The sequence below is a fragment of the Campylobacter concisus genome, assembly GCF_003048535.1.
Classification (GTDB): Bacteria; Campylobacterota; Campylobacteria; order Campylobacterales; family Campylobacteraceae; genus Campylobacter_A; species Campylobacter_A concisus_S.
The window spans coordinates 76,568-100,808 of sequence record NZ_PIRQ01000005.1; the positions used below are offsets into that span (position 1 = coordinate 76,568).

The following is a 24,241-nucleotide window of genomic DNA, read 5'->3' on the forward strand; positions in this document are numbered from 1 at the left end:
CTCTTTCCTTTTTATTAGATTTTATTTTTATAAATTTAGTTTGCTACACTGACCATAGCTGGGCGCAAAACCCTACCATTTATCAAATAGCCTTTTTGTAAAGCCTGCACGATCTGACCACTCTCTTTCTCCTCGCTATCGACCCTTAATACCGCATTATGAACATTTGGATCAAACTCAGTGTCAGTAGAGATCTCGACCACACCATGCTTTTCAAAACATTTTTTAAATTGATTTATAGTTATCAAAACACCTTCTTTTATCTTTTTGGCAAATTCATCATCCTCTGGGTCAAAATTTGCTGCCATTTCAAGCGCATCAATAACCGGAAGCAAGTCCCTAGCAAATTTCTCATTTGCAAAATTTGCAATGTCTGACTTCTCTTTTTCATAACGCTTTTTCATGTTTTCAAACTCAGCATTTGCTCTATAATATTTATCAGTGATCTCGCCAAGTTCTTTTTCGAGCTTTTCAACCTTTGAAATATCACCAAGTGCGTCAAAATTTACGCTATCACTAGCTAGCTCTTGCACAGGTTCAGTTTCCGGTGTGTTTTGTTCTTTTATTTCCTCGCTCACGCGGCCTCCTTTATTAGATTTAGAAATTTCACATAGTCAGTATAAATACTGCCAGCACAGATCATCTGAGATTCACTACCAAGGTAGTTTGCATTAAATTTAAGACCCATAAAATTTTCATCAAACATAGGAGAAAATGTAAGTTTTTCATCCATTTGCAGACTAAAACTTGGGTCAAAAACCATCTTAAAACGTCTATCCTTAAACATATCAAAGGCTAAAATTTCATTTTCTTGGAAGTAGATTTTAGTCCTTTTCAGCTCTCTTATTTTACTTTTTAGTTCGCTTAAACCAACTTGAGAGCAGATAAGCTCAAGTTTGTTTAAACTAACTCCAGCAAGATTACTTAAAAATTTATACGTCCTAGCATCAAATTTAATAACGATCTCATCTTCGCCAAAATTTAAGATCATATATCTATCGTTTAAATTTAAAATTTCTAGCAACTCCTTATCGATCGTGCCAAAAATCATACAATAAAGCTCAAATTCATCGCATAACTTTTTCAGTTCTTCGGCATCATTTATCTCCAGATTTATATCACTTATAGTAAAAATTTCACTCCAATACCTTCTCATCGCAGCGATTGTTGGTATCCGACCGCCACTTATATGAAGCTTGGTGATCTCGCCTTCGTCTGAAAGCTTTTTAAAATAAACACGTATCGTAGAAGCCGGAATAGCCGCGCTCATACGAGAGCCAAGCTCATTTGAACCAATAGGTATATTGTCCTGCAAATAAGCCTCGATGATAGAATTTAGTATCAAATCACGTTTATTTGTTTTACTCACTTTTAGCACTCTTTCTTTTTAATTGCTAAGTGGATTATACAACTTTAGTTTATTAATGTCAAGTATTTAAGTTAAAATAATTTATTTATGTATCTTTAGTCTATATAACTAAGCTTATTTAATATTAATTGTATAAGCATTTCCGAAAATAAAATTACAAAAAATAATTAAACAAATTTAAAAGTCTTTTATATTGCCTCTATGTTCTAATGTTTTTATATGTTTTTACGTATTAATATAATGTTTTATAGTATAATATATAATATATTTTAATTTATTTATACGTATTACTATTATTTATATATTATTTTATGTATATTTAATAAAATAATCCGTATAATACTTTAATGATTGAAACAAGTGATATATTTAATTTGCTTCATAATGCAGTTGAGGCAAAAAATATCGGTAAGAAAATTTCACAGGCAAAAATGGCAGAAGAGCTTGGTGTGCCAATGAGAACGTATCAAGATTGGAGGCTTGGCAACTCAAAGCCACAAGCTGCTGCTGCAGTTTGCAAACTTCTTTGTGAGCTTGACGACGATGAAATATTATTTGTTATCAATAAGATGAGAAAGTTATTAGGAAAATAGATGGAAAATTTGACACAAAAAGAGAGAATAGACCTTGAGAGCGTGTTTGCAGCTATCTGCACTAAGAAAGAGCCTAAATTTTTAGGTTTCTATAAAGACTTTTACTCGAGTGCGATTTTAAAATTTTACGTAGTTAAAGACAGAATTAAAAAAATAAGAATCAAGAAAAATTAGTTTTATATTATTTGAGTAGAAAAATATTTTTTACTGCATTTAAAGATTAATAATTTAGATAAATTCTCCTTAAATATTGACTTTATTTAAAGAGAATTTGCCGACTTATTTCTTACCAAATTTAGCTAACGCTCTTTGGTAGTCCTCTTCGCTATCGATGCCGATACTTTGGCTCTCAACCTCTAGCATCGCTATCTTTTTGCCATTTTCTAGGGCACGGAGTTGCTCAAGCTTTTCAGTATTTTCAAGGCTTGAAGGCATAAGAGCGCAAAACTCTTTTAGGCTTTTTACGCTGTATCCGTAAATGCCAAGGTGAGCCTTGTAGCTTTTGCACTCACTTCTGTTAAATGGTATCCTTGATCTTGAAAAGTAAAGTGCATACCCCTCAAAATCAGCCACCACTTTGACTAAATTTTTATCATCCGCAAACTCATCGTCCATCTTTTTATAGCAAGAAAACATAAAGGCTTTCCCCTTGTTTTGCTCGCAAAATGCTCTAAATTTGGCGATATTTTCAGGCTCGATAAATGGTTCATCGGCCTGAACATTTATGATGATCTCACTCTCGCTTAGTCCCAAAATTTGCGCCGCTTCGTTTATCCTGTCAGTCCCACTTTGATGATCTTTGCTAGTTAGCACCGCTTTTATGCCGTGAGCTTTGGCGATATCTAGCACGCTTGGCTCGTCCACAGCAACCACCACATCATCCACGCCACTTACTCTAAGAGCCGTTGCCACAAACATTGGCACGCCATTTATCTCTTTTAAAATTTTATTACTAAACCTTGTTGAAGCAAGGCGAGCTGGGATGATTATCATCGCTCGATCCATTCTAGGACGCACTTTTCAATCTCGTCCTCTTTTATGATGCTTTTATGCAAAATTTTCGCGCTAAATAGCGAGTTTATCGAGCTTGGCACGCTGTCATTTAAGATTTTAGCGGTCTTTGCGAGCGCATCTTTTTCATCTTTTGTATCTTTGATCTGGCACGCCTTGATCATGCTTGGCGTAAATTTCACCCAGTGCGCGGTCGATGTGATGACGTTTACGCGGCCAGCATCCACCATCTTAAAGCAAGTAGCCGTATGCGGATCGATCGCGTAGCCGCCCTTTGCGAGCTTTGCGATGTATGCCTCGCACTCCTTATCGTCGCACCAGCTAGCCTCAAAGTCCTCTTTTAACGCTTCAAGCTCCTGCTTACTAAGCTTATAAAATTTATTTTTTGCAAGACTTTGCATGAGTTCATTTGTTCTAACGCTACCAAATTTATCAAACAGCAAACGCTCGACATTTGAGCTGATCAAAATGTCCATGGCAGGGCTTATCGTCTTAACCAGCTTTTTATCCCTGAGGTCGTAAATGCCAGTGGTGAAAAACTGCGTCAAGATGTTGTTTGCATTTGAAGCGATCTTGATCTTGCCGATCTTTGCGCCCATTTTTTTAGCGTAATATGCCCCAAGAGCGTTGCCGAAATTTCCACTTGGTACGATGATGTCAAAGCTCTCGTTTGCCTTAAGCGCCTTTTGTTTTAGCAAATTTGCGTAGGCATAGGCGTGGTAGATGATCTGAAAGAGAATTCTGCCAAAATTTACCGAGTTTGCCGCGCTTAGTTTAAGGCGCTTTTTCTTAAGCTCAGCCTTAAATTTATCATTTGCAAGTAGCATCTTTAGCGCCCTTTGAGCGTCGTCAAAGTCGCCTTTTATGCCAAAAACCTTTAAATTTTCACCCTGCATGGTCTGCATTTGAAGCTTTTGAACCTCGCTCGTGCCGCCGTCTGGATAAAGACAGACGACCTTGATATTTTCGTCGTTTGCAAAGGTTTGAAGTGTAGCAGGGCCCGTATCACCGCTAGTTGCGCACATGATAAGGTATCTTTCACCCCTCTCTTTGGCTAGTTGGCTAAGCAGCGAGCCAAAGGGCTGAAGCGCCATATCCTTAAATGCCCTCGTTGGACCGTGATATAGCTCATTTACGTATAAATTTTTATCTATTTTTTTTAAAATGACTGGGTGCTTTGGATCATCAAAGCTTGTGTATCTTTTGACCGCTTTTTTGAAAAAGGCCTCTGGCACATCAAATTTAAATAGTGATATGATATAAAGTGCGAGTTTCTCGTAGCTTAATTGTGAGAGCTCTTGCCACTTTGATTTTGTTATTTTTGGAAGCTTCTTTGGCGCGTAAAGTCCGCCGTGAGCAGAGCTTGGGCTAAGCATGGCTGTGCTTAAATTTACATTTTTTATCTTTTCATCTTTTACGCTTCTAGTTGGGGTTAGTCTCATTTTTTGCCTTTTTTGGTTGATTTTTTTATCCAATTTTCATATTTTTTAAAAACCTCTTTTGGCTTAAGCGCCAAAATTTCTGGGGTTTCGTAGCTGTGGTGCTTTCTTATAAATTTAGCTACTTTTTTAAATTTCGCGTCCGTTTTTATGAGTAAAATTTGCTCTTTTTCATCACAAAGCTTCTCTTGCCAAAGATAAATGCTCTTTGCGCTAAAGCTACTCACGCAAGCTGCAAGTCCCTTTTTCACGAGCTTTTTGCTTAGTTTTTTTGCCTCTTTTTTCTTTGCGATTGAGGTGATTAAAATTCTCATTTTGATCTAAATTTTCCTTTTAAAAAGTGGCTCATTATAACAAAATGGGCTTAAATTTGCTGCGCCAAAACCTTTTTAAACTCCTCACTTAGCGTAACTTCAAGCGTGATAAGCGAAACTCTCAGCCCAAAGTCCTTTACCTTTACATAGTCCTTTTGCGTCATCAAAAGCGAGGTGGCAGTGTAACTTTGCAAAATTTCACTTAGCTCTTCTTTTGAAAAGTCGTAGTGATCAGGGAAAAAGACCTGCCCCACGCACTCGCTAAAAAATGCTTCAAGGCGGGCTGGGTTTGCTATGGCGGTTACTAGCACCATTTTTTCGCTTTTGTTTAAAATTTCGCTCTTTCTAAAGTGAGTTTGCCCCTCACATGCGATGAAATCACCAAATTTATAAAAGCTAAACGGATACCTATAAGCTCCGCTTGGTAGGCAAAATTTTAGTCTTGGCTCTGGGTTTGGGCGTACTAGAATATCAAATTTGGCTATGTCGAATTTAGAAAATCCGTCATCCAGCAAAATATACTTTGCGCCATGGGTTTTGGCGTAGTCTATAGCTACTTTTCTATCTTCGCTTACTATCACATTTGCGTTTTTAAGGCTTGTAGCATATATCATCGCTTCATCGCCACTTGCTGCTACGTCAAGTAAAATTTCGCCATTTCGAGCGACAACTTGCATGCCTTTGCTTTTTCTTTTATAGCCTCTAAGAACGATAAAAGCACCTTCGAAATTTTTAGCAATTGCCACGCAAAGTGGAGTCTTTCCGCTTCCTCCAAGGGTCAAATTTCCAACGCTTATTACCTTTATGCCAAAGTCTATTTTTCTAGCAGTAAATTTCTTAAGCACAACAATAAGAAAATAGATAAAACTTAATGGCAAAAGTAAAAATGCTAGTAAAATTTGAAAGAAATTTGGGCGAAAAAAGTAGTCATTCGCCCAAGAATGCAAGAAAATATTTAATTTCTTAAACACGAGTTTTAGAAATTTCTTTTACTTTGTTGCAGATGTATTGCACCTCTTCATCACTCAAACTATGATAAATAGGCAATGACAACACTTGCTGATAATTTTTTAAAGCATTTGGAAAATCATTTACTTTAAGCGAATATTTGTTTTTGTAATAGCTTAGTAAATGTATCGGTATGTAGTGCAATGATGTGTGAATGCCATGCTCTAAAAGCTCTCTGGCAAAGCCGTCACGATTTTTGTTTATCTTAATAATATACTGAGTGTAAATATGCTCACGTTTTTTAACAGGGATTGTTATATTGTGGCACTCGCCAAGCTCTTTATCATAAATTTTTGCGATCTCTTGTCTTCTTTGTATGAGCTTATCTGTTCTTTCTAGCTGCGCAATAGAAAATGCTGCATTTATCGAGTTTATATCATACTTTAAGCCAATATCAACGACATCATAAATATAACTCAAGCTACCGAATTTATCAATGCCATTTACAAGAGCATAGTTGCGAAGTAGTTTTGCTCTTTTATAAATTTCCTCATCATTTGTCGTAAAAAATCCAACCGTTGATATAGGATTTTGCACACGCGAATGTGTTTGAAAGCATGATAAAAAGGAGTCTGAGCCAACTTTTTTGCCATTGTATGTTAAGCCCATACCGCGATTTGCATCATCTAAAATTTTTACGCCGTATTTCTCACAAACCGCCGTTATCTCATCCATCCTAGCACTTTGACCTGCGATATGAGAGATAAAAGCACATTTTAATTTTTTGTGATTTTGTTCTTTTAGTACTTTCTCAAGGGCATCTGGGCAGATGTTAAAATCTTCTTCATCAACATCCACAAAAATAGGTTCAGCATCAAAATGTCTAACAGCTTGTGCAATACTAGGAAAGGCATTTATGGAGCAAATGACCTTATCTCCGCGTTTAGTGTCAAGCGCGCTTAGTGCCAAGTGATGTGCGGCTGCAATATTATTTGTGGTAACTACAAATTTTGCACCAAAATACTCTTTTAACTTTTCTTCAAATCTAGCAACGATATTAGTAGTATTTTCAGAGTGCAAAGCCTCTTCAATAAGCTCACTTTCACGCTCAGTGATAGTTGGTCTATAAAACGGAATCTCTCTCATCTTTAATCCTTTAAATTTTCACTATCAACGGCATTTGTCGTTTAAACCTGTTTGAAACAACTCTATTTTCTATATCCGATACTGCTTTTAATCCGAACTTTTTGATGACTTGCTCCTTGTTATTTTCTAAATTTTCTAAAATCTCATCAATAACAGCATAACTGTAACCTATGTCGCCTTCGTCACTTTGTCCATCCCACAAATCAGCCGAAGGTGCTTTGTCAATAAAATTTTTATCAACCCCAAGATGTTTTGCAAATTCAAAAATTTCACTTTTGTAAAGCTCTCCGATAGGATTTATTGCACATGCTAAATCCCCAAATATCGTACCGTATCCAAGCATAAGCTCACTTTTGTTGCTTGTTCCGATAACTAGAGCGTTTATACTAGATGAATAATCATAAAGCAAGCTCATTCTAACTCTAGCTGCTAAATTCCCTTTTCTTAAATTGCTTAAATTTACATCTATCGTTTCGTAAAAGGCATTTAAAATGCCCTCTATGGATAAAACCTTATATTTTATGTTTAATTTTTCGCATAAATTTAAGGCATCGTCCATATTTTGTCTGTTTGATGATGCTGTTGGCATGATGAGTGCATGAGTTTCATTTGGTTTTGCTCTTGCACACAAAGTCGCTACTACAGCAGAATCAATACCTCCACTAACACCCAACAACAAATTTTTATCTTTAGTTTTATCTTTTAAGCTTAAAACTAAAGTTTCTTCGATCTTTTGATACTCCTTCATTCTTCCTTTGCCTAGATTTGCTTCCTTTTGCAAAAATTATACTAAGTGAATTTAAAATTTTTCTTTAAGTTTAAGTAAAAAGATGTAAAATTTTAAGAAATAATAAATTTAAGGTAAAAAATGAGAGTAATGCACAAAAGTTTTGGAGATTTTGGCACTAATTGTTACATAGTTACAAAAGATAACTCATCTTTAGTGATAGATCCAGGAGACGGGGCAAAAGAATGGGTTTTACAAAATGCTAAAAATTTAAAAGCCATCCTTTGCACTCACGGGCATTTTGATCATATTTTTGATGCTGGTAAATTAAAAGATGAGCTAGAAATTCCAGTTTATATTAACAAATTTGATGCTTTCATGTGTGAGAGTGATATTTTTGGTTATATGAAAAGTACTTTTACTCCGGATGTTTTGATTGATAATGATGAGAATTTTAACATTGATGATTTTTGCATCAAATTTCATCATTTTCCAGGACATACACCAGGCTGCTCGATGATAGAGATAGATGACATGATGTTTAGTGGGGATTTTTTATTTAGAGGAAGCATAGGACGCTGGGATTTTCCTTTTTCAGATAAAAATAAAATGTTAAAAAGTCTAGAAAAGTGTAAAAATTTAAAAGGTAACTTCACGCTTTATCCGGGACACGGGGAAGGCAGTACACTAAAGGCCGAGCAAAACAATATTGATTGTTGGATAGATATAGTAAAAAATAGCTAAAAATTTAGGTGGTATTAATTTCAAGTTTCAAACTTCTAGAACACACTTAATCACTATTTAAAAATTTATATTTTTTTATAAAACTAAGGATCGATCAAAAAAGATAGAGAAATTTTGTATGGGGTCTATTTTAAATTCTAAAAAGATCCGAGCGAAAACTCGCTCGGATATAATGTTTTAGAAGCTATATTTTGCTTCAAATCTTATACGATTTTGTTTAAAGCTTTCACCATCTTTTTTATCTTTAGCAGCTGCATACCAAGTTAAGAAATTAAGCTTTTTGCTATATTTATAGCTAGCTTGTGTATACCACTCATTTCTTTTTGCTCTCTCTTTATCAAGAGCATAGCTTGTGCCTTTACCTTGAGTATAGCCAGCACCAAGACCAAATTTATCTATGTCATATCCAGCATTAACAAACCAGTAATCGTTGTCACCTTTGATATTATTGTAGTATTGTTTGCCACCACCACTCATTACGCTATTTAGTATTTTAGCTGGGTTGATTAGCTGACCATTTGCATCGATTGATGTAAATGCGATTTTACCACTATTTCTAGCATCATTATCTTTATTTTTAGCGTCAAATTCTAAGTAGCCAGCATTAAATTTAGCACCAAATAGTTTCGTTCCAGCTTGAACAGCCCAAAAATCAGCATCAGCTACTTTTTTGTGATCTGAATCGCTATAAACATATTGACCTTTTAGGTTTAGATTTATATCGTCAGTTACATTAAAACTAAATGCTGCTTCAGCACCATAAAGTGTTGCAATTTCTTGTAGATTTGCAATAGCCACCTTAAATGATACTGGATCATAGCTACCAACAGCACCTAGATAATAAAGGTTAGCAGGAGCGTCATGGAATTTTGTACCATCCGTTACTTCTTTTAGGAAAGGTCCATCTACTTCATCACTATTGTTTTCTATGGCATCATAAGCAGCAGCTGTTAAAGTAAGACCAGATACATCTGTACTTACCACTTTTAGACCAGTAGCTGCTATATCACCATCATCATAGAAAGTTTTGATAAGTTGTTTACCAGCTGTAATAGTAGTGTTAGATACTTTGTATCCTAGATACATCTCATATACACCAAAAGAATTTGTTGTATTTGTTTTATCTGTACCAGTTGCTACTTTATCGCCTGAATCATCAGTGGCAGAATATCTTAGTCTTAAAACACCAAAGAAGTTATCGTCTATCGCAGCTTTAAATGCTGTCTCCATTCTAAACGCATGACCAGCACTATTACCCTTTACAGTATCAGCTGTAGTTTTCTTAGTACTATCATTTGTATAACGATATCTTGCAAATCCTGAAAGATCTACATTTTTTATAGCTTCTTCAAGTGGAGTTGCACTTGCAACGCTTGAAAATGCACCTAAAGCAACCAAAGCAGCTAAGCTAACTTTTGTAAGTTTCATCTAAATCTCCTTTTGATAAAAAGTTTTGAAAGGATATTATCATAGAAAATTAATTTTATTGCTTAATTTTCCTTAAAATTTTAAAAAATGTTACCAATTATTTACCAAAATAGGATAATGAGATAAAGATTGTCTTTTTAAAATTTCATTTTATTTGGGATTAAAAATCAAAAATTTTTACTTACTTTTAGCTATTAGCCTTAGCTTCTTCTCGTTCTTTTTTCTGCCTTATAGCAGCTTCTTTTTGGATATTTTTTTGTTGAGCCAAGAAGATATGCTCTTCAAGTGTGACAAGTTGAAATACTCCTTCAAAAATTTTTATATCTTTAACGTATCCAAGCACTTTCACTTCTCTTTTTCTACTCTCTTCAAATCTTGCTTGAGCGTCAAATTCCACTACATCGCCAAGCTTTAGCGGTCCAAAGAAATTTATCCTAGCCCCGATACTAACGCAAAATTCTTCATTAATAGCTAAAAGGGCAGCATGATTTGCGCCCATAAAAATAAATCCGCTATGAATAAGCCCCTCAGTATCGCACACCATATCATCCGTAGTAAAAAATCTAGTCTTTGCGTGATTTTTTTCAAGTAAAAATGCCGTTCCACTAAAATTTAGCTTTGTAAGTGGAGCGGTTTTGATCTCGTTTCTTAATGGATTTTCATCTTCTGGTAAGATTATTTGCGATTCATCTTTTGTATCATAGATATTTTCTTCTGCCATTTTTATCCTTAAATTTTAACTCTAACATATGCTCTTTTTGGGGCTGGATAGCCCTCGATTGTTTTTGTACTGTCATTTGAATCTAAGAAATTTCCAAGACTCTCGCCGTCTATCCACTGCGTTTTTCGCTGCTCATTTAGATCAGTCACCTTTGTCTCGAGTAGGGTAAAATCTTTAAATTTAGCCCTCTCGCACCAGTTTTGCAATGCCGAGAGAGTCGGTACAAAGTAGATATTTGGAATTTTTGAGTATCTATCTTTTGGGCTCAGCGCAAAATCGCCATCCATGTCAATATACATAGTATCCAAAAATAGCTCGCCTCCAGGATTCAAAGCCATTTTTAGCTCTTTTAACATCTTAATAGGATCGCTTCTGTGATATATCACGCCAAGGCAAAAAATGATGTCAAATTTCGCTGCGTATTCAGGCAAGCTCTCTACCCCAAGAATCTCGTAAGCGATATTTGAGCGGATAAATTTATTTAAAAAAGCAAACTGCAAATATGTATGCACACTAGGATCAAAGCCAGTTATGCTTTTTGGATCGTACTCAAGCATCTTAAACATATAATAGCCGTTATTGCAACCAACATCAGCCACGCTTTTTCCAGCTAAATTTAGGTGTGGGGCAAGGATATTAAATTTAATAAAACTTTGCCACTCGCTATCTATATATATATCATCAAGTAAAAATGGCCCTTTTCTCCAAGGCTTTAGGCTAAGGGCCAGATCATAAATTTCATATTTTCCGGCTTTATTTAAATTTTTAAATTTCACATTTACACTATCTTTTAGCTCAAGCTCGCAGTCAAAATTTGCTAAATTTTCTATCCTATTATAAATTTGCTTTTGCTGCTCATTAAATTTACTAAGATCCACGCTATTTCCAGTCGACGATGTTGTGCGGACACTCTTTTTGGTAGGTGCCAGTCGCGTCATAATACTCTTTACAATCATTATAATATTGAGTCGAAACTCCACGCTCGTTCATATAAAGACAACCATTGCAAAATAGCGCTATAAAGCCTAAAAATATAATCTTTTTCATGTGGCGGATTTTATCATAAATAAAAATTTTATGCTAGAATAGCAGGCAGTTTTAGAGCCAAGTTTGGCTAAGATTAAGCAAAAAGGCATTTTATGCAAAGAAGAGATTTTTTTAAATTCAGTAGTCTTTTAGGTGCAGCGAGTCTGCTTCCAAATGTTAGTTTAGCTAGCGATGAGCCAGCAAATCTAGTTGTTAGAAATTTCGATGTAAATTTCAAACACCAGCTGCTCGAAAAAGGCAAAAGCTCAAAAATTTGGCTACCCCTTCCACTAAGCACCACTTATCAGCAACTAACCCAAGACTACGTCATAAACACAACCGCTAAAAACATCTATATTTCAGATACGCTAATACCTACAATGTATGCTGATTTTGAAGAAAACGAGCCAAGACCTATCTTAAATGTGCAGTTTAAAATTCAAACAACAGAGCGTAATACTGACTTTAGCAAGGTAAATTACGATCCAAACGAGAAGGTTGATCCTGCTGTTTTGGAATTTTTAAAACCAACTTCACACATCCCAACTGACGGCGTCGTAAGAGCAAAAGCGCTAGAGATTATCGGCGATACTAAAGGCGATTTGGAGCGTGCAAAGGCTATTTATACTTGGGTTGCAAACACTATGCAGCGTGATAACAGTGTCCTTGGATGTGGCACGGGCGATGTTAGAGCGATCCTGGAAAGTGGCAAGCTAGTTGGTAAATGCACCGATATAAACTCAGTTTTTGTGGGACTTTGCAGATCAGTTGGCATCCCAGCAAGAGAAATTTTTGGCATTAGAGTTGGTCAGTCTAGATTTTCAGATCAAATGGGTAGCGCAAAAGATGGCGTAGCTAAAATTTCAGGCGGACAGCACTGCAGGGCTGAGTTTTACTTAAAAGGCTATGGTTGGATACCAGTTGATCCAGCAGACGTCACAAAGGTTAGACTTGGTGAGAAATTAACAAACGACGATGCTAAGATCGTAGCTGTTAGAGACTTTTGCTTTGGCAACTGGGAGATGTGCTGGATAGGCTTTAACTATGGCCGCGACTTTATCTTAAAACCAACTCCAGAGCAAACTCCGCTAAACAACTTTGGCTATCCATACGCTGAGGTTGATAGCAACACACAAAACTACTATTCGCCAAAAGAATTTAGCTACGACTACGTCTCAACAGAGCTAAAATGAGAGCCTTTTGGCTGATACTAACATCCATAGGTAGCGCCATCGGTGCTACCTTGTGCTGCTTGCCGGCACTTCTTTTCTTGCTTTTTGGCACTTCTTTTTCATTTCTATCTTGGACACAAAATTTATACGAGTACCGCGTCCCTTTAAGCGTCGTGGCGGTCATTTGCTTTGTGATTTCAGGCATTGCTCTATTTTACAAGCCAAAAAGCTGCAACCTAAGCTACAAAAAGAAAAAATGGATAATTATATATATACTTTTTGGAGTAATTTTGCTTTTACTCCTTACATACCCAGAGCTTTTAGGAGAAATTTATGCATAAAATTTTAGTTTTAGCCCTTTTAGTAGCAGCAAGCTATGCTGATAAAAAGATAGAAATCTCTGTACCCAGCATGCACTGTCCGCTTTGCACGGCAATAGTAAGAAAGGCTACTCTTAGCGTTGATGGCGTAAAAAAGGCAGATGTATCGCTAAAAGAGCGAAAAGCTGTCGTTATAGCAGATGATAAGCTCGATGAAAAAGAGCTTTTAAAAGCAGTCGATGCGACTGGCTATAAGGGCGAGATAAAATAAATTTACGGAGGCAAATATGTCAAATAGTGAAATTTTAAAGAAATTTGAGACACTTGCTGCGATACCACACTGCAGTTATGAGACTGATAAGATGCGTGATTTTCTAGCTAGCTATGCAAAAGATAAGGGCTGTGAGGTTACAGTCGATAAATTTGGCAACATTCATGCGTTTAAAGGTAAGCCAAAAATTTGCTTGCAAAGCCACTACGATATGGTCTGCATGGGCGATGCTCCAAAGATCGAAATAGTTTACGGTGATGATGGCTACATGAGGGCTAAAAAATCATCTTTAGGTGCCGATAACGGCATCGGCGTGGCTATCATGATGCAGATGATAAGCGAATTTGACGACATTGAGTGCCTCTTTACAAACAACGAAGAAGTCGGCATGATCGGAGCCACTGGCTTTAGTGGCGAGTTAAAAGCCAATAAACTTTTAAATTTAGACAGCGAAGAAGACGACCGCGTCACTATCGGCTGTGCTGGCGGTGTAAATTTATTTGCTACTATTGCGCTTAATAGCAAAAAGACAAAAGAGAGCACGCTTTATGAGGTAAAAGTAAGCGGCCTACCTGGCGGACACTCTGGCAACGAGATACATAAAAATATCCCAAATGCGATCAAGGTTTTGGCGGCATTTGTGACAAAAAATGGCTGCAAGCTTGTTAAATTTGAAGGTGGCGAGCGAAGCAACTCTATCCCAAGCGGCGCAACTGCGCTAATTTTAAGCGATAAAGAACTAAAAAGCGAGTGTGAGAATTTAAGCGTGAAAAAGCTTGGCACTGGAGATGAAATTTTAGAAAACGGCGAGAAAATTTTAGCACTTATTAACTCATTTTCACAAGGTGTAAGAGCCTATAACTGCGAGCTAGGCATACCACAAGATAGTGTCAATCTCTCACTTGCAAAGATCAAAGATGATGGCACACTTGAAGTGGAGTTTTTTGCAAGATCAATGAGTAAAGATGGGCTAAATAGAATGGAATTTGAAATTTCAGAGCTTGCAAAAACGCTTGGCTTTAACGTCATAAGCAAAGATAGAAATCCAGCATGGAAGCCTATAAATGATCAATTTGCAAACGACATCCTAGAAGAGCTAAAAATTTATAAGCCAAATGCAAGGATAACAGCTGTGCATGCTGGACTTGAATGTGGCGTGCTTTTGGAGAAAAAAGCGGGTCTTAGTGCTTGCTCAATAGGGCCAAACATCCATTCACCTCACTCAACAAGAGAATGCTGCGAGGTTGAATCTGCGCTTTTTATAGAAAAAGTCGTTCGCGGTATCGTTAAAAAATATAACTCATAAAAAATAAAATTTGCTAGAAATTTCTAGCAAATTTTGATTCTGCGTTTTTATAGATTTAGAATTTGCTCTTGAGAACGAGCAAATTTATATTATTTTCCAAACTCATAAACGATCTTGCCACTTTTTATCGTGGTAGTCGCTGCGCCCTTTAGTTTTTTACCAAAAAGCGGAGAATTTACCGATTTTGAGCGGTTTATCTTTTCATCATAAATGTACTCGATCTCAGGATCGATCACCGCGATGTCAGCTAGCATACCCTCTGCAAGTCTGCCCTTATCTTTTAAATTTAGCATTTTAGCTGCGTTTGTAGAAGTTAGCTCCACCATTCGCTCTAGGCTTATAACGCCCTCATTTACGAGCTTTAGCGTAAGTGGCACAAGGGTTTGAAGTCCAATGATACCAAATGGCGCCTTGTCAAATTCCACTATCTTTTCGTCCGTGTGGTGTGGGGCATGATCGGTGGCGATAACGTCTATAAGGCCGCTTTTTAGCGCCTCTCTTACAGCTTTTACGTCGCTTATCTCACGAAGTGGCGGCGACATTTTGAAATTTGTATCGTAAGCATTTTTCAAAATTTCATCGTCGCTAAAGCTAAAGTGATGTGGTGTCGCCTCGCAAGTGATGTTTATGCCCTCTTTTTTACCCATTTCGATGATCTTTAGCGAGTACTCCGAGCTTACGTGAGCGATGTGGATGTGCGCTTTAGTGAGCTTTGCAAGCAGCATATCGCGGCTCACTGCGATCTCCTCTTTCTCTCTCGCCATGCCGCGAAGTCCAAGTATGGCTGAGACCTTACCCTCGTGCATGACGCCCTGCCTGCAAAGCGAGCAGTCCTCTGAGTGGCTTATGCAAAAGCTACCAAACATGCTTGAGTACTCAAGCGCCGCTCTCATAACGCTTGAGCTAGTCACTGGTAAGCCATCGTCACTAAATGCAACTGCGCCAGCCTCTATAAGATCGCCCATTTCGACGATCTCGTTGCCACTAAGTCCTTTGCTGATGGCTGCGATTGGTAAAAGATCGATCAGTCCGCAGTTTTTAGCCTTTTCTATCATCGCTCTTGTAATCGAGGCGTTGTCATTTACTGGGTTTGTATTTGCCATGCAAAGGCAGGTGGTCACTCCTCCAGCTACGGCTGCTTGCGAGCCTGAGATGATGTCATCTTTATACTCTTGGCCAGGATCGCGAAAATGCACGTGCATGTCGATAAGTCCTGGCATTACGAGCTTATTTGTGGCGTCGATGACTTTTTCAGCCTCAAATTTCTCACTTCCGATTTTGGCTATTTTGCCATTTTCTATTAGGATATTTGCCTTAAATTTCTCGTCGCTATTTACGATAGTGCCGTTAATTATTGCTATTTTCATCGTTAGCCCCTATTTTTTGCAAGCGTATTTAGTATCGCCATTCTTATAGCAACGCCGTTTTCTACTTGATTTAGTATGACTGAGTGCGCGCCATCAGCCACGTCTGAGTTTAGCTCCACGCCCCTATTTATCGGTCCTGGGTGCAGCACGATCGCGTCAGGCTTTGCTAGCTTTATCCTATTTTTGTTTAGTCCAAAGAATTTTGAGTACTCTCTCGAACTTGGAAACGCCACGTCCGCACCGCCACGCTCTAGCTGAATGCGAAGCATGATGATGACATCACTGCCCTCGCAAGCCTCTTCCATATTTTTGCAAATTTGAGACTCAAAGACCTCAGCATCTTTTGGCATCATCATCCTTGGCGCAAAGAGCTTTAAATTTATGCCAAATTTCTTCATCGCCCAGATGTCAGACCTTGCCACGCGGCTTCTAGCGATGTCGCCGATGATCGCCACATTTAGGTTTTTATCTAAAATTTTGCCATGCTCTCTTAACGTAAAAAGATCAAGTAAAGCTTGACTCGGATGTTCATTTGTGCCGTCCCCTGCGTTTACGACGCTAGCCTCTGTCCTATCAGCTGCAAATTTCGCAGCTCCAGAGCTTGGGTGACGAAGCACGATGATATCAGTTCTCATAGCAGCCATGTTATTCATCGTATCATTTAAGCTTTCGCCCTTTGTCACACTCGAGCTTGATGAGCTGAAATTTATCGTATCAGCTCCAAGTCTCTTTGCAGCAATTTCAAAGGATGTCCTCGTTCTAGTCGAGTTCTCATAAAATGCGTTTATCGTGGTCTTTCCACGAAGATAGTCATTTTTTTTCACTTGGCTTAAATTTAGCTCCTTAAACTCTTTCGCCGCCTCTAAAAAATATAAAATTTCTTCCTTGCTAAGCTCTCTAGTTCCTATCAAATCTTTATGTTTGTAGCCCATTTTAAGCCTCTTAAATTTATTTTGCTACGAAGTCGCAAGCTGGTTGGTAGCCGTTATCACAAGCTTTTTTAAATAAAGCCTTCGCTTTTTCTTCGTTCTTTGCTTCGTTTGCGTCTTTATCTTTTACAAGGCCATAAGCGATCATTTCACCTAGTTTTTCGCACGCCATGCCCTCATTTTCGTCACACATTTTTGTAAAAATTTTCTCAGCCTGAACTCTATCTTTTGCTACGCCGTCGCCGTTAAATAGCATGATCGCATTCATCGTGCAAGCTTTTTTCTCGCCCTCTCCACAAGCCTTATTAAAATAAAGATAAGCTTCATTGAAATTTTTCTTTGCATAAAGCTCATTTGCTTTGTCTAAATTTTCATTTGCCATAGCATTTAACGCAAAAACCGCTGCCACTAAAACTAAAATTTTCTTCATTTTCTTTCCTTACTTAAATAATTTCGAATGATGTTTTTTCATATATTCAACTATCTCTATGACCTCATCGCTTCCGCTAGCGTCAGAGTTTTCTAGCGCATCATCGATGCACTCGACATAGAGATTTGCCGCCTCTTCAAGCTTGTCCTTTTTTACTCCAGCATAGTAAAACATCGCCTCAAGCACCATACTAAGCTCATAGCTAAGTTCTTCTACGCTTACCTCTTCTTCTTTCATATTTCCTCCTGTATTTTTTTGGTTATTAGATCTACTATCTGTGCTTTGATTGGCTCGTAGCTAAAGCCATCTTTGAAATTTGCAAATAATCCGCCGCTTGCGTTCACGTGTCCGCCGCCGCCAACTAGGTGCTTTGCCATGGCGCTAACGTCAAGCTTGCCATTTGCGCGAAAGCTTAGTGTTTTTTTATTTGTCACGTCGATAAAGAAGTCAAATTCAGGATTTGCTACTAAAAAATCGTTGCCAATAACCGAAACGTTGCCGATATTGTAGGTTAAAATTCCTTTATGATCTTTATAGCTTATGCTAAATTTCTCTTTATTTTCACTAAGCTTTTTTACGACATAGTTTGAGATTAGATTGCTTAGCGTGTCGTCTTTATCCTCTTTGAAAAATGACTTTTTGATGGCGTGTATCTGCATATCAAGCCCAATGTAATCGTTTTTTTCGTTAAAAAAATTACTCGCTTCTTTTAGGACGTGATCCATATACAGGTTGTTTTCAACTTCAAACATCACCTTGTTTATCTCTTTAGCGTTTGCAACAAGTCCCAAACAGACCTTGCCCATCTCAAAATTTTTATCATCTTTTAGCCAGATATCTACAGCATTTACGACGTCACTAAAAATTTCAAGCTCTTTATTTTTGCCAAAAATTCCTGCAAAAAAGTCGTAAGTGATCTTTGTAGCACACCTTGAGCTATCCAAAAAATACCACGGATAGGCACTAGCACACTCTGCACCGCTTTGGTGATGATCAAGCAAAAATAGCTTTATATTTTTACCCTCTATCATCTCAGTAAAGCTCTCGCACTGGGCTAGAGTTAAATTTAGATCAGTAATCAAAATGATGTTTTTATCATCGTTTGAGGCATCTATCTCAGCTAAAATTTGAGCAAATTTATCATCTATCTCTCTGCCGTAATTTGAGTTTAAAAATTTCACATCTTTGAAGTAAAAATTTGTTATGTATTGCGCGCCGTATCCGTCAAGATCGGTGTGTGAGAGGTGATAAATTTTCATCTTTTTCCTTTATATATTTTCTATTTCTATGACGCCAACTGTTTCAAATGGCGTATTTGCAGAGATCTCAGCAAAACTTAGCACCACTATGTCGATGGCAAAATTTGCACAGATATTTGCTATAAATTTGCGCAAGCTTGGCTCCACGCAAAGTACAATTTCACCGTGCTGGCTCATCGGACGCTTCTCTTTTTCACGCCTTAGAGCCTGCACGATAGACGATGTCTGAGCTACATTTATCATCAGGTGGTATGCGCCGTCTTTATACTGCACCGCATCCATGAGCTTTTGCTGGACCGCACTATCTAAAATGTAAAAATTTAACTGTCCCTTTTCATCGACATAAAGAGAGGTAATAACACGTGAGAGTGCTGCACGAACATGCTCGATGATCATGTCTAAATTTTTACTAACCTCGGCGATATCACTAATGGCCTCAAGTATGCTAAGCAGGTCTTTGATTGGGATATTATCTTTAAGCAGCGTTTTTAAGACCTTTTGGATCAAATTTATAGGTGCGATTCTTAGCGTATCCTCTACCACAACTGGGTAGTCGATCTTTAGTTTGTCTAGTAAATTTTGCGTCTCTTGGCGAGTTAGAAGCTCAGCTGCGTTTTGCTTTATAAGCTCACTCATATGCGTTGAGATGACGCTTGCAGGGTCAACTATCGTGTAGCCACTAAGGATGGCGTCCTCTTTCACACTAGCATCGATCCAAAGTGCATCTAGTCCAAAAGCTGGCTCTTTTGTTGGAATTCCCTCGATATCTTCACTCACAAGACCGCTATCCATTGCTAGAAATTTATCCGCATAAATTTCACCCTGACCGATGATGATACCTTTTAGTTTAAAGCGGTACTCATTTGGTGGAAGCTGAAGGTTGTCGCGAATCCTTATCTTTGGCATCAAAAAGCCAAGGCTTGAAGCGATATTTCGCCTCATAGCGCGAATTCTCTCGATAAGATCCACATCGGCTAGTTTTAGCAGTCCATACCCTAGGTCAAGCTCTAAAATTTCAAGCTTTAATATGTCATTTATCTTTGTCTCTTCTTCTCTTGCTATCTCTTCGTCACTCTTCTTTGGAACTTTGACAGCAGTGCCACTTGTCGCACCAGCTCCTGTGGCGCCAGGCACACCTGCTCCGGCCTTTTTAGAAGCAGCTTTGTCTTTTGGCGCAAGGTTTAAATTTAATCCTCCATCTTTTGTCTGCTTTATGATGTAGCCAAGCCCCAAAAATAACAGCGCAATAAACCCAAGAGATAGTGTCGGAAGTCCAGGAACCAGGGCAAACATAAAGAGTATGAAGCCCACTATTAGTAAGGTTTTATAGTCTCCCAAGAGTTGATTTAGAGTACCTTCTGCGAAGTCCTCATCGTCTTTGCTAGCCCTTGTGATGATGATGGCAGTAGCTGTTGATGTGATAAGTCCTGGGATCTGGCTCACAAGGCCATCACCGATAGTTAGGATCGTATAATACTGAGCCGATGTCGCCATATCAAGGCCGTGCTGAAACGAGCCGATAGCAAAGCCACCGATGATGTTGATGATAGTGATGATGATGCCAGCTACGGCGTCACCTTTTATAAATTTAGACGAACCATCCATCGCGCCGTAGAAATTTGCCTCGCCGATGATGGCTTGACGTCTTTCACGCGCTGTTTTTTCGTCAATCAAACCTGCGTTTAAATCCGCATCTATCGCCATTTGCTTACCTGGCATCGCATCAAGTGTAAAACGTGCTTGCACCTCGCTCACACGGGTTGAACCCTTTGTTACGACCATAAAATTTATGAGAACCAAGATACAAAAGACGATGGTTCCGATGACAAAGTTGCCACCAACGACAAAATTTCCAAAGCTTGAGATGATCTCGCTGACCGCTTCTGGGCCATTGTGACCTTCGCTTAAGATCATACGCGTAGTTGCGATGTTTAGCGAGAGGCGAAAAAGCGTAACAATAAGGATCAGTGTCGGAAATGTACTAAGATCGGTTGGTTTTGGCACATAAATCGAAATTAAGATTATAAGCACAGAAATAGAAATAGAAAGTGCCAAGAAAAAGTCAAGCACCGCGCTTGGAAGCGGTACGATAATGATAGCAAGGATGGCAACAATGATACCAACGATGCTAAGACTTTTAAACTTAACAATTGGCGCAAGAAACGGCGCTACAAGAGTTAATATGTTATTTTTTTGCTTTGCCAACTTTACTTCTTAACGATGTCGCTTAGTTTTATCGCATCAAGCATCTCGTCGATCTTGCTTTGAAGGCCGCTAAACATAGACCAAATTTGACAGCTTGAGGCTTTGTTTGACGGGCAGCCATCTGCAGAAGATGAGCACTCAAAGACGTTAAGTTCACGTTTTTCAGCGCACTCTATTATCTTTTTTATGCTTAAATTTTCAGGTTCGTTATTTAGCGCGAAACCGCCATTTGCCCCTTTAAACGACTTTAAAATTCCATCTTTTGCAAGATTTTGTAAAATTTTGGCTAAAAAGCTTTTTGAAATTTTAAGTTCATTTGAGATCGTATCAACATCAACTGGAGATGATTTTTGAGATATTAAAATAAGTGAAAGTAGAGCGTATTCGCTTGCCTTTGTAAAAAGCATTTATCTTCCTTAAGTCTTTAAATAGCCATTATTCTATAAAATTTTTACTGCATTTTTCATTAATTTTTAAAAAGCGTAGTTTTATCTAACTTTATGTTTTAAATGCTATAATCGCTCTTTCAAAATTCACCAATCAGGAGGTCATTATGGCTTTGGATTCGGCTAAAAAAGCTCAAATAGTTGCGAAATTCGCTAGAAAAGAGGGAGATACAGGCTCTCCAGAAGTTCAAATAGCTCTTTTAACAGCTAGAATAACTGAACTTACAGAACACCTTAAAATTTTCAAAAAAGACTTTTCATCACGCTTAGGTCTTTTAAAGCTAGTTGGTCAAAGAAAAAGACTTTTAAAGTATCTTAAAAACAAAGACTACTCTACATATTCAAAAATAATCTCTGAGCTTGGCTTAAGAGATAAATAATCCATCGGAGAGCGATCCGCTCTCCTTACTAAATTTCATTTATACATTTCTTTTATTCAAAAATTTAAAGCTCAATTTTAAAATTTTCTATCTTTAGTATTAATTTATCTACTCACAATATGACTAATCTTTTTAAATAAAGTAAAATTAGAATTAATTTCTTCGTTTTATATAAAAAGCTAAATCTCTATATCTTTATTTCTTTTATAATAAATTTATCAATTTTAAATAAATTTTAAAACCCCTAAATAATTGACTTTAATAGAATTAAATTAATTTTAACTTAGATTAAAAATTTATTTTTGTAGATAAAGAATTTTTATTAAAGATTAAGAATTTGGCTAGTAATATTACTCAAAATAAATATGCAAAAAATGCATAATTAGAAGGAGAAAGTGATGAAAGAAGGCAAAGTCATCTGTCCTTATTGCGGGACAGGCTGTCAAGTAACCTTGCACGTGGAAAACAACGTCGTTCGTGCCGCTACTGGCGTCGAAGACAATCCAGTCAATCAAGGAAATTTATGTTTAAAAGGCTTTTATGGCTGGGACTACGTTGCAAGTCCAGATAGACTTACAAAGCCGCTTATTAGAAAGAAAAATGGGATCTTTTCAAAAGATGGTGAATTTGAAGAGGCAAGCTGGGACGAGGCGCTTAATCTTGTCGTAGAAAAGATGAAAGAAGCCAAAGAGAAATACGGCCCAGACGCATTAGCTGGAAATTTCTCAGCACGTTGCACACTTGAGGACAACTACGTTGCTCAAAAACTAATGCGCGCTGTAATTGGTACAAATAACGTCGACCACTGCGCTAGAATTTGACACGCTCCGACAGTAGCAGGACTTGCTAAAACAATCGGAAACGGAGCTGCCACAAATAGCTTTACAGAGATTGGCACTTATAGTAACTGCATATTAATGATAGGCTCAAACCCAGAAAATGGTCACCCAATCGCAGCTATGCACATTCAAAGAGCGCTAAACCGCGGTGCAAAACTGATCGTTATCGACCCTATTAAGACTGAGTTTGCAAGTAGAGCCGACATCCACTTGCAGCTAGAGCCAGAGCACAACATCCCAGTTATTAATGCACTTCTTTACACTATCATCGAAGAAGGCCTTGTAAATGAGGAATTTGTAAGAGATCACACAATAGGCATCGAGTATGTCAAAGAAGCCGTAAAAGACTATGCTCCAGAGGTTGTAGCTAAATACACAAGGCTAAATCCAGAGGATATCAGAGCAGCTGCTAGAATGTATGCCACCACAAAACCGGCCGTCATCACTCACGGCATGGGCGTAACTCACTTTAACCACGGCGTTGGCGGAGTTTGCGACGTATCAAATTTATTCTTAATCACTGGTAACATCTGCGAGCTTGGCACAGGCGACTTGCCGCTTAGAGGTCAAGAGAACGTTCAAGGCTGCTGCGATATGGGCGTTTTGCCAAATATCTTTCCAAATCTTGGCTCAGTCACCGACCCAGAGCAAAGAGCTTGGTTTGAGAAAATGTGGCACCTTGAGCCTGGATTTTTAAACTCAAAGATAGGCATCCACAAGACTGAAGTGCCTGATGCGATACTTGATGGCAGAGTGCATTTCTTTTGGACTATCGGCGAAAACCCAGTTATCTCTGAGCCAAATACAAACCACTTTTTAAAAGGCATCGCAAATGTCGATTTCTACGTGGTTCAAGACCTATTTTTGACTGAAACTGCCCTAAAAGCTGACGTCGTGCTTCCAGGCGTTGCAAGTAGCGAAAAAGAGGGCTTATACACCAACGCAGAGCGCCGGGTACAGCACAACGAAGCGGTTATCACACCTCCAGGCGATGCTAGACAAGACTGGTGGATCGTTTGTGAGATCGCACGTCGTATGGGTGCAACTGAGGGCTTTAACTACAACTCACCAGAAGAAATTTGGGAAGAAGTCAGAAAATGCGACCCTAGACGCTATGGTGGCATGAGCTACTACCGCATCAAAAAATATCACGGTCTTCACTGGCCATGCCCAACAGAAGATAACATGGGCGGTCAAAGCTTGTATCTTGATAAGAAATTTTTCACACCTGATGGCAAAGGTCGCTTTGTACCATGCCTATTTGTGGACAGTGCCGACGAGATCGAGCCAGCGAAACTTGAGTTTGCTAAGAAGATGAATATGTCACCTGAGTATCCTATCATGGCTGGCTCAGTTGATGAGAAAACCGACGCTGAGTATCCGATACAGCTTCTAACTACTAGAAAGGTCTATCAATACACCGTTGGCACCATGACAAGGCGCTCAAAAGCGATCGAAGAAGGCGGCGACAGCATCGGACCTATCGCTGAGATGAGCCCGTCGCTTGCCGTAAGATACGACATAAAGCAAGGCGACTTCATCAAAGCGTGGAGCAGACACGGCTACATCGTCGTAAAAGCCGAGGTTACAGACATAGTGCCTGATGGTATCATACAGATGACTTTTCACTACTGGGAGAGCTCATGCAACGAGCTAACAAGCAGTGGCTGGGACTACATCAGTAAGACTCCGACATTTAAAGCAGCTATTCAGATCAAAAAGATCGATGAAGAGGAATTTTTAAGAGTTCGCGAGCTAAAACGCGAGAAATTCCAAACTTCAAAGATCATCTATGATGACTTCCACCACCACGGAAATGTGGCGATAAATGAGTAAATTTAGCGGGAAATT

Annotated in this window: 28 protein-coding genes; 9 read left to right on the top strand and 19 right to left on the bottom strand. The window is 38.3% G+C overall.

The window, feature by feature from the left end:
- Positions 1 to 35: 35 nt before the first annotated feature.
- A complete protein-coding gene (grpE, locus tag CVS93_RS05850; RefSeq protein WP_107686932.1) occupies positions 36 to 578 on the bottom strand; it encodes a nucleotide exchange factor GrpE in 543 nt (180 codons plus the stop codon).
- Positions 575 to 1,369, bottom strand: coding sequence for an HrcA family transcriptional regulator (locus CVS93_RS05855; RefSeq protein WP_107687009.1), 795 nt, complete (start codon positions 1,367 to 1,369; stop codon positions 575 to 577). Before CVS93_RS05855 ends, grpE begins: the two co-directional genes overlap by 4 nt.
- A gap of 347 nt (positions 1,370 to 1,716) precedes the next feature.
- Between CVS93_RS05855 and CVS93_RS05860 the strand changes: the two genes are divergently transcribed.
- Together CVS93_RS05860 and CVS93_RS09820 are read left to right on the top strand one after the other, a co-directional pair.
- Positions 1,717 to 1,962, top strand: coding sequence for a DNA-binding protein (locus tag CVS93_RS05860; protein ID WP_072594609.1), 246 nt, complete (start codon positions 1,717 to 1,719; stop codon positions 1,960 to 1,962).
- On the top strand, positions 1,963 to 2,136 hold the full coding sequence (locus tag CVS93_RS09820; RefSeq protein WP_199907239.1) for a hypothetical protein: 174 nt from the start codon (positions 1,963 to 1,965) through the stop codon (positions 2,134 to 2,136).
- Between the two features lie 105 nt (positions 2,137 to 2,241).
- On the opposite strand, the gene kdsB is transcribed toward CVS93_RS09820, so the two are convergent.
- Genes kdsB through CVS93_RS05890 form a run of 6 tightly spaced genes read right to left on the bottom strand, consistent with a single transcriptional unit; the run spans position 2,242 to position 7,568 of the window.
- Positions 2,242 to 2,955 (bottom strand): 3-deoxy-manno-octulosonate cytidylyltransferase, encoded by a 714-nt coding sequence (kdsB, locus tag CVS93_RS05865; RefSeq protein ID WP_107686933.1) that lies wholly within the window; start codon positions 2,953 to 2,955, stop codon positions 2,242 to 2,244.
- On the bottom strand, positions 2,952 to 4,415 hold the full coding sequence (gene thrC, locus CVS93_RS05870; protein ID WP_107686934.1) for a threonine synthase: 1,464 nt from the start codon (positions 4,413 to 4,415) through the stop codon (positions 2,952 to 2,954). Before thrC ends, kdsB begins: the two co-directional genes overlap by 4 nt.
- Positions 4,412 to 4,726, bottom strand: a complete 315-nt coding sequence (cutA, locus tag CVS93_RS10105) for a divalent cation tolerance protein CutA (protein WP_107686935.1) — start codon at positions 4,724 to 4,726, stop codon at positions 4,412 to 4,414. Before cutA ends, thrC begins: the two co-directional genes overlap by 4 nt.
- A gap of 50 nt (positions 4,727 to 4,776) precedes the next feature.
- On the bottom strand, positions 4,777 to 5,697 hold the full coding sequence (locus CVS93_RS05880; RefSeq protein WP_107686936.1) for a tetraacyldisaccharide 4'-kinase: 921 nt from the start codon (positions 5,695 to 5,697) through the stop codon (positions 4,777 to 4,779).
- Complete coding sequence (locus CVS93_RS05885; RefSeq protein WP_103583020.1) at positions 5,690 to 6,820, bottom strand: DegT/DnrJ/EryC1/StrS family aminotransferase; 1,131 nt, start codon at positions 6,818 to 6,820, stop codon at positions 5,690 to 5,692. The genes CVS93_RS05880 and CVS93_RS05885 overlap by 8 nt, the downstream gene beginning before the upstream one ends.
- A gap of 10 nt (positions 6,821 to 6,830) precedes the next feature.
- Complete coding sequence (locus tag CVS93_RS05890; protein ID WP_103559984.1) at positions 6,831 to 7,568, bottom strand: NAD+ synthase; 738 nt, start codon at positions 7,566 to 7,568, stop codon at positions 6,831 to 6,833.
- 120 nt (positions 7,569 to 7,688) lie between these two features.
- Here CVS93_RS05890 and CVS93_RS05895 point away from each other — a divergent pair, with 120 nt between their 5' ends.
- The gene (locus CVS93_RS05895) at positions 7,689 to 8,291 is read left to right on the top strand and encodes an MBL fold metallo-hydrolase (RefSeq protein WP_107686937.1); all 603 of its coding nucleotides are present in this window, start codon (positions 7,689 to 7,691) and stop codon (positions 8,289 to 8,291) included.
- Between the two features lie 177 nt (positions 8,292 to 8,468).
- On the opposite strand, the gene CVS93_RS05900 is transcribed toward CVS93_RS05895, so the two are convergent.
- From CVS93_RS05900 to CVS93_RS09825, 4 genes are all read right to left on the bottom strand, one after another.
- Positions 8,469 to 9,719 (bottom strand): major outer membrane protein, encoded by a 1,251-nt coding sequence (locus tag CVS93_RS05900; protein ID WP_107686938.1) that lies wholly within the window; start codon positions 9,717 to 9,719, stop codon positions 8,469 to 8,471.
- 187 nt (positions 9,720 to 9,906) lie between these two features.
- On the bottom strand, positions 9,907 to 10,440 hold the full coding sequence (locus tag CVS93_RS05905; protein ID WP_107686939.1) for a thioesterase: 534 nt from the start codon (positions 10,438 to 10,440) through the stop codon (positions 9,907 to 9,909).
- An 8-nt stretch (positions 10,441 to 10,448) separates the two neighbouring features.
- Positions 10,449 to 11,318, bottom strand: a complete 870-nt coding sequence (gene cmoB / locus CVS93_RS05910) for a tRNA 5-methoxyuridine(34)/uridine 5-oxyacetic acid(34) synthase CmoB (protein ID WP_234400101.1) — start codon at positions 11,316 to 11,318, stop codon at positions 10,449 to 10,451.
- Position 11,319: 1 nt separating this feature from the next.
- Positions 11,320 to 11,487 (bottom strand): hypothetical protein, encoded by a 168-nt coding sequence (locus tag CVS93_RS09825; protein ID WP_002942642.1) that lies wholly within the window; start codon positions 11,485 to 11,487, stop codon positions 11,320 to 11,322.
- Between the two features lie 92 nt (positions 11,488 to 11,579).
- Between CVS93_RS09825 and CVS93_RS05915 the strand changes: the two genes are divergently transcribed.
- Genes CVS93_RS05915 through CVS93_RS05930 form a run of 4 tightly spaced genes read left to right on the top strand, consistent with a single transcriptional unit; the run spans position 11,580 to position 14,535 of the window.
- Positions 11,580 to 12,659, top strand: coding sequence for a transglutaminase-like domain-containing protein (locus CVS93_RS05915; RefSeq protein WP_107686941.1), 1,080 nt, complete (start codon positions 11,580 to 11,582; stop codon positions 12,657 to 12,659).
- A complete protein-coding gene (locus CVS93_RS05920; protein ID WP_107686942.1) occupies positions 12,656 to 12,979 on the top strand; it encodes an aryl sulfotransferase in 324 nt (107 codons plus the stop codon). The genes CVS93_RS05915 and CVS93_RS05920 overlap by 4 nt, the downstream gene beginning before the upstream one ends.
- Complete coding sequence (locus CVS93_RS05925) at positions 12,972 to 13,229, top strand: heavy-metal-associated domain-containing protein (RefSeq protein ID WP_107686943.1); 258 nt, start codon at positions 12,972 to 12,974, stop codon at positions 13,227 to 13,229. Before CVS93_RS05920 ends, CVS93_RS05925 begins: the two co-directional genes overlap by 8 nt.
- A gap of 16 nt (positions 13,230 to 13,245) precedes the next feature.
- Positions 13,246 to 14,535: a M28 family peptidase gene (locus tag CVS93_RS05930; RefSeq protein WP_107686944.1), complete on the top strand. Its 1,290-nt coding sequence runs from the start codon at positions 13,246 to 13,248 to the stop codon at positions 14,533 to 14,535.
- A gap of 89 nt (positions 14,536 to 14,624) precedes the next feature.
- Here the strand turns inward: CVS93_RS05930 and CVS93_RS05935 are convergent, their stop codons facing one another.
- Genes CVS93_RS05935 through CVS93_RS05965 form a run of 7 tightly spaced genes read right to left on the bottom strand, consistent with a single transcriptional unit; the run spans position 14,625 to position 21,132 of the window.
- On the bottom strand, positions 14,625 to 15,902 hold the full coding sequence (locus CVS93_RS05935; RefSeq protein WP_107686945.1) for a dihydroorotase: 1,278 nt from the start codon (positions 15,900 to 15,902) through the stop codon (positions 14,625 to 14,627).
- Positions 15,903 to 15,904: 2 nt separating this feature from the next.
- Positions 15,905 to 16,834 (bottom strand): aspartate carbamoyltransferase catalytic subunit, encoded by a 930-nt coding sequence (locus CVS93_RS05940; RefSeq protein WP_107686946.1) that lies wholly within the window; start codon positions 16,832 to 16,834, stop codon positions 15,905 to 15,907.
- 16 nt (positions 16,835 to 16,850) lie between these two features.
- Complete coding sequence (locus tag CVS93_RS05945) at positions 16,851 to 17,261, bottom strand: tetratricopeptide repeat protein (RefSeq protein WP_107686947.1); 411 nt, start codon at positions 17,259 to 17,261, stop codon at positions 16,851 to 16,853.
- A gap of 9 nt (positions 17,262 to 17,270) precedes the next feature.
- The gene (locus CVS93_RS05950; protein WP_021089755.1) at positions 17,271 to 17,498 is read right to left on the bottom strand and encodes a hypothetical protein; all 228 of its coding nucleotides are present in this window, start codon (positions 17,496 to 17,498) and stop codon (positions 17,271 to 17,273) included.
- Positions 17,495 to 18,520, bottom strand: a complete 1,026-nt coding sequence (locus CVS93_RS05955; protein ID WP_107686948.1) for a DHH family phosphoesterase — start codon at positions 18,518 to 18,520, stop codon at positions 17,495 to 17,497. The genes CVS93_RS05950 and CVS93_RS05955 overlap by 4 nt, the downstream gene beginning before the upstream one ends.
- Before the next feature lie 9 nt (positions 18,521 to 18,529).
- On the bottom strand, positions 18,530 to 20,725 hold the full coding sequence (gene flhA / locus CVS93_RS05960) for a flagellar biosynthesis protein FlhA (protein WP_107686949.1): 2,196 nt from the start codon (positions 20,723 to 20,725) through the stop codon (positions 18,530 to 18,532).
- A 2-nt stretch (positions 20,726 to 20,727) separates the two neighbouring features.
- A complete protein-coding gene (locus CVS93_RS05965) occupies positions 20,728 to 21,132 on the bottom strand; it encodes an RrF2 family transcriptional regulator (RefSeq protein ID WP_054196916.1) in 405 nt (134 codons plus the stop codon).
- Positions 21,133 to 21,278: 146 nt separating this feature from the next.
- On the opposite strand from CVS93_RS05965, the gene rpsO reads away from it, so the two are divergent.
- Together rpsO and fdhF are read left to right on the top strand one after the other, a co-directional pair.
- Positions 21,279 to 21,551, top strand: coding sequence for a 30S ribosomal protein S15 (gene rpsO / locus CVS93_RS05970; RefSeq protein ID WP_107686950.1), 273 nt, complete (start codon positions 21,279 to 21,281; stop codon positions 21,549 to 21,551).
- Between the two features lie 398 nt (positions 21,552 to 21,949).
- Positions 21,950 to 24,226 (top strand): formate dehydrogenase subunit alpha, encoded by a 2,277-nt coding sequence (gene fdhF / locus CVS93_RS10110; RefSeq protein WP_413784288.1) that lies wholly within the window; start codon positions 21,950 to 21,952, stop codon positions 24,224 to 24,226.
- Positions 24,227 to 24,241 lie beyond the last annotated feature (15 nt).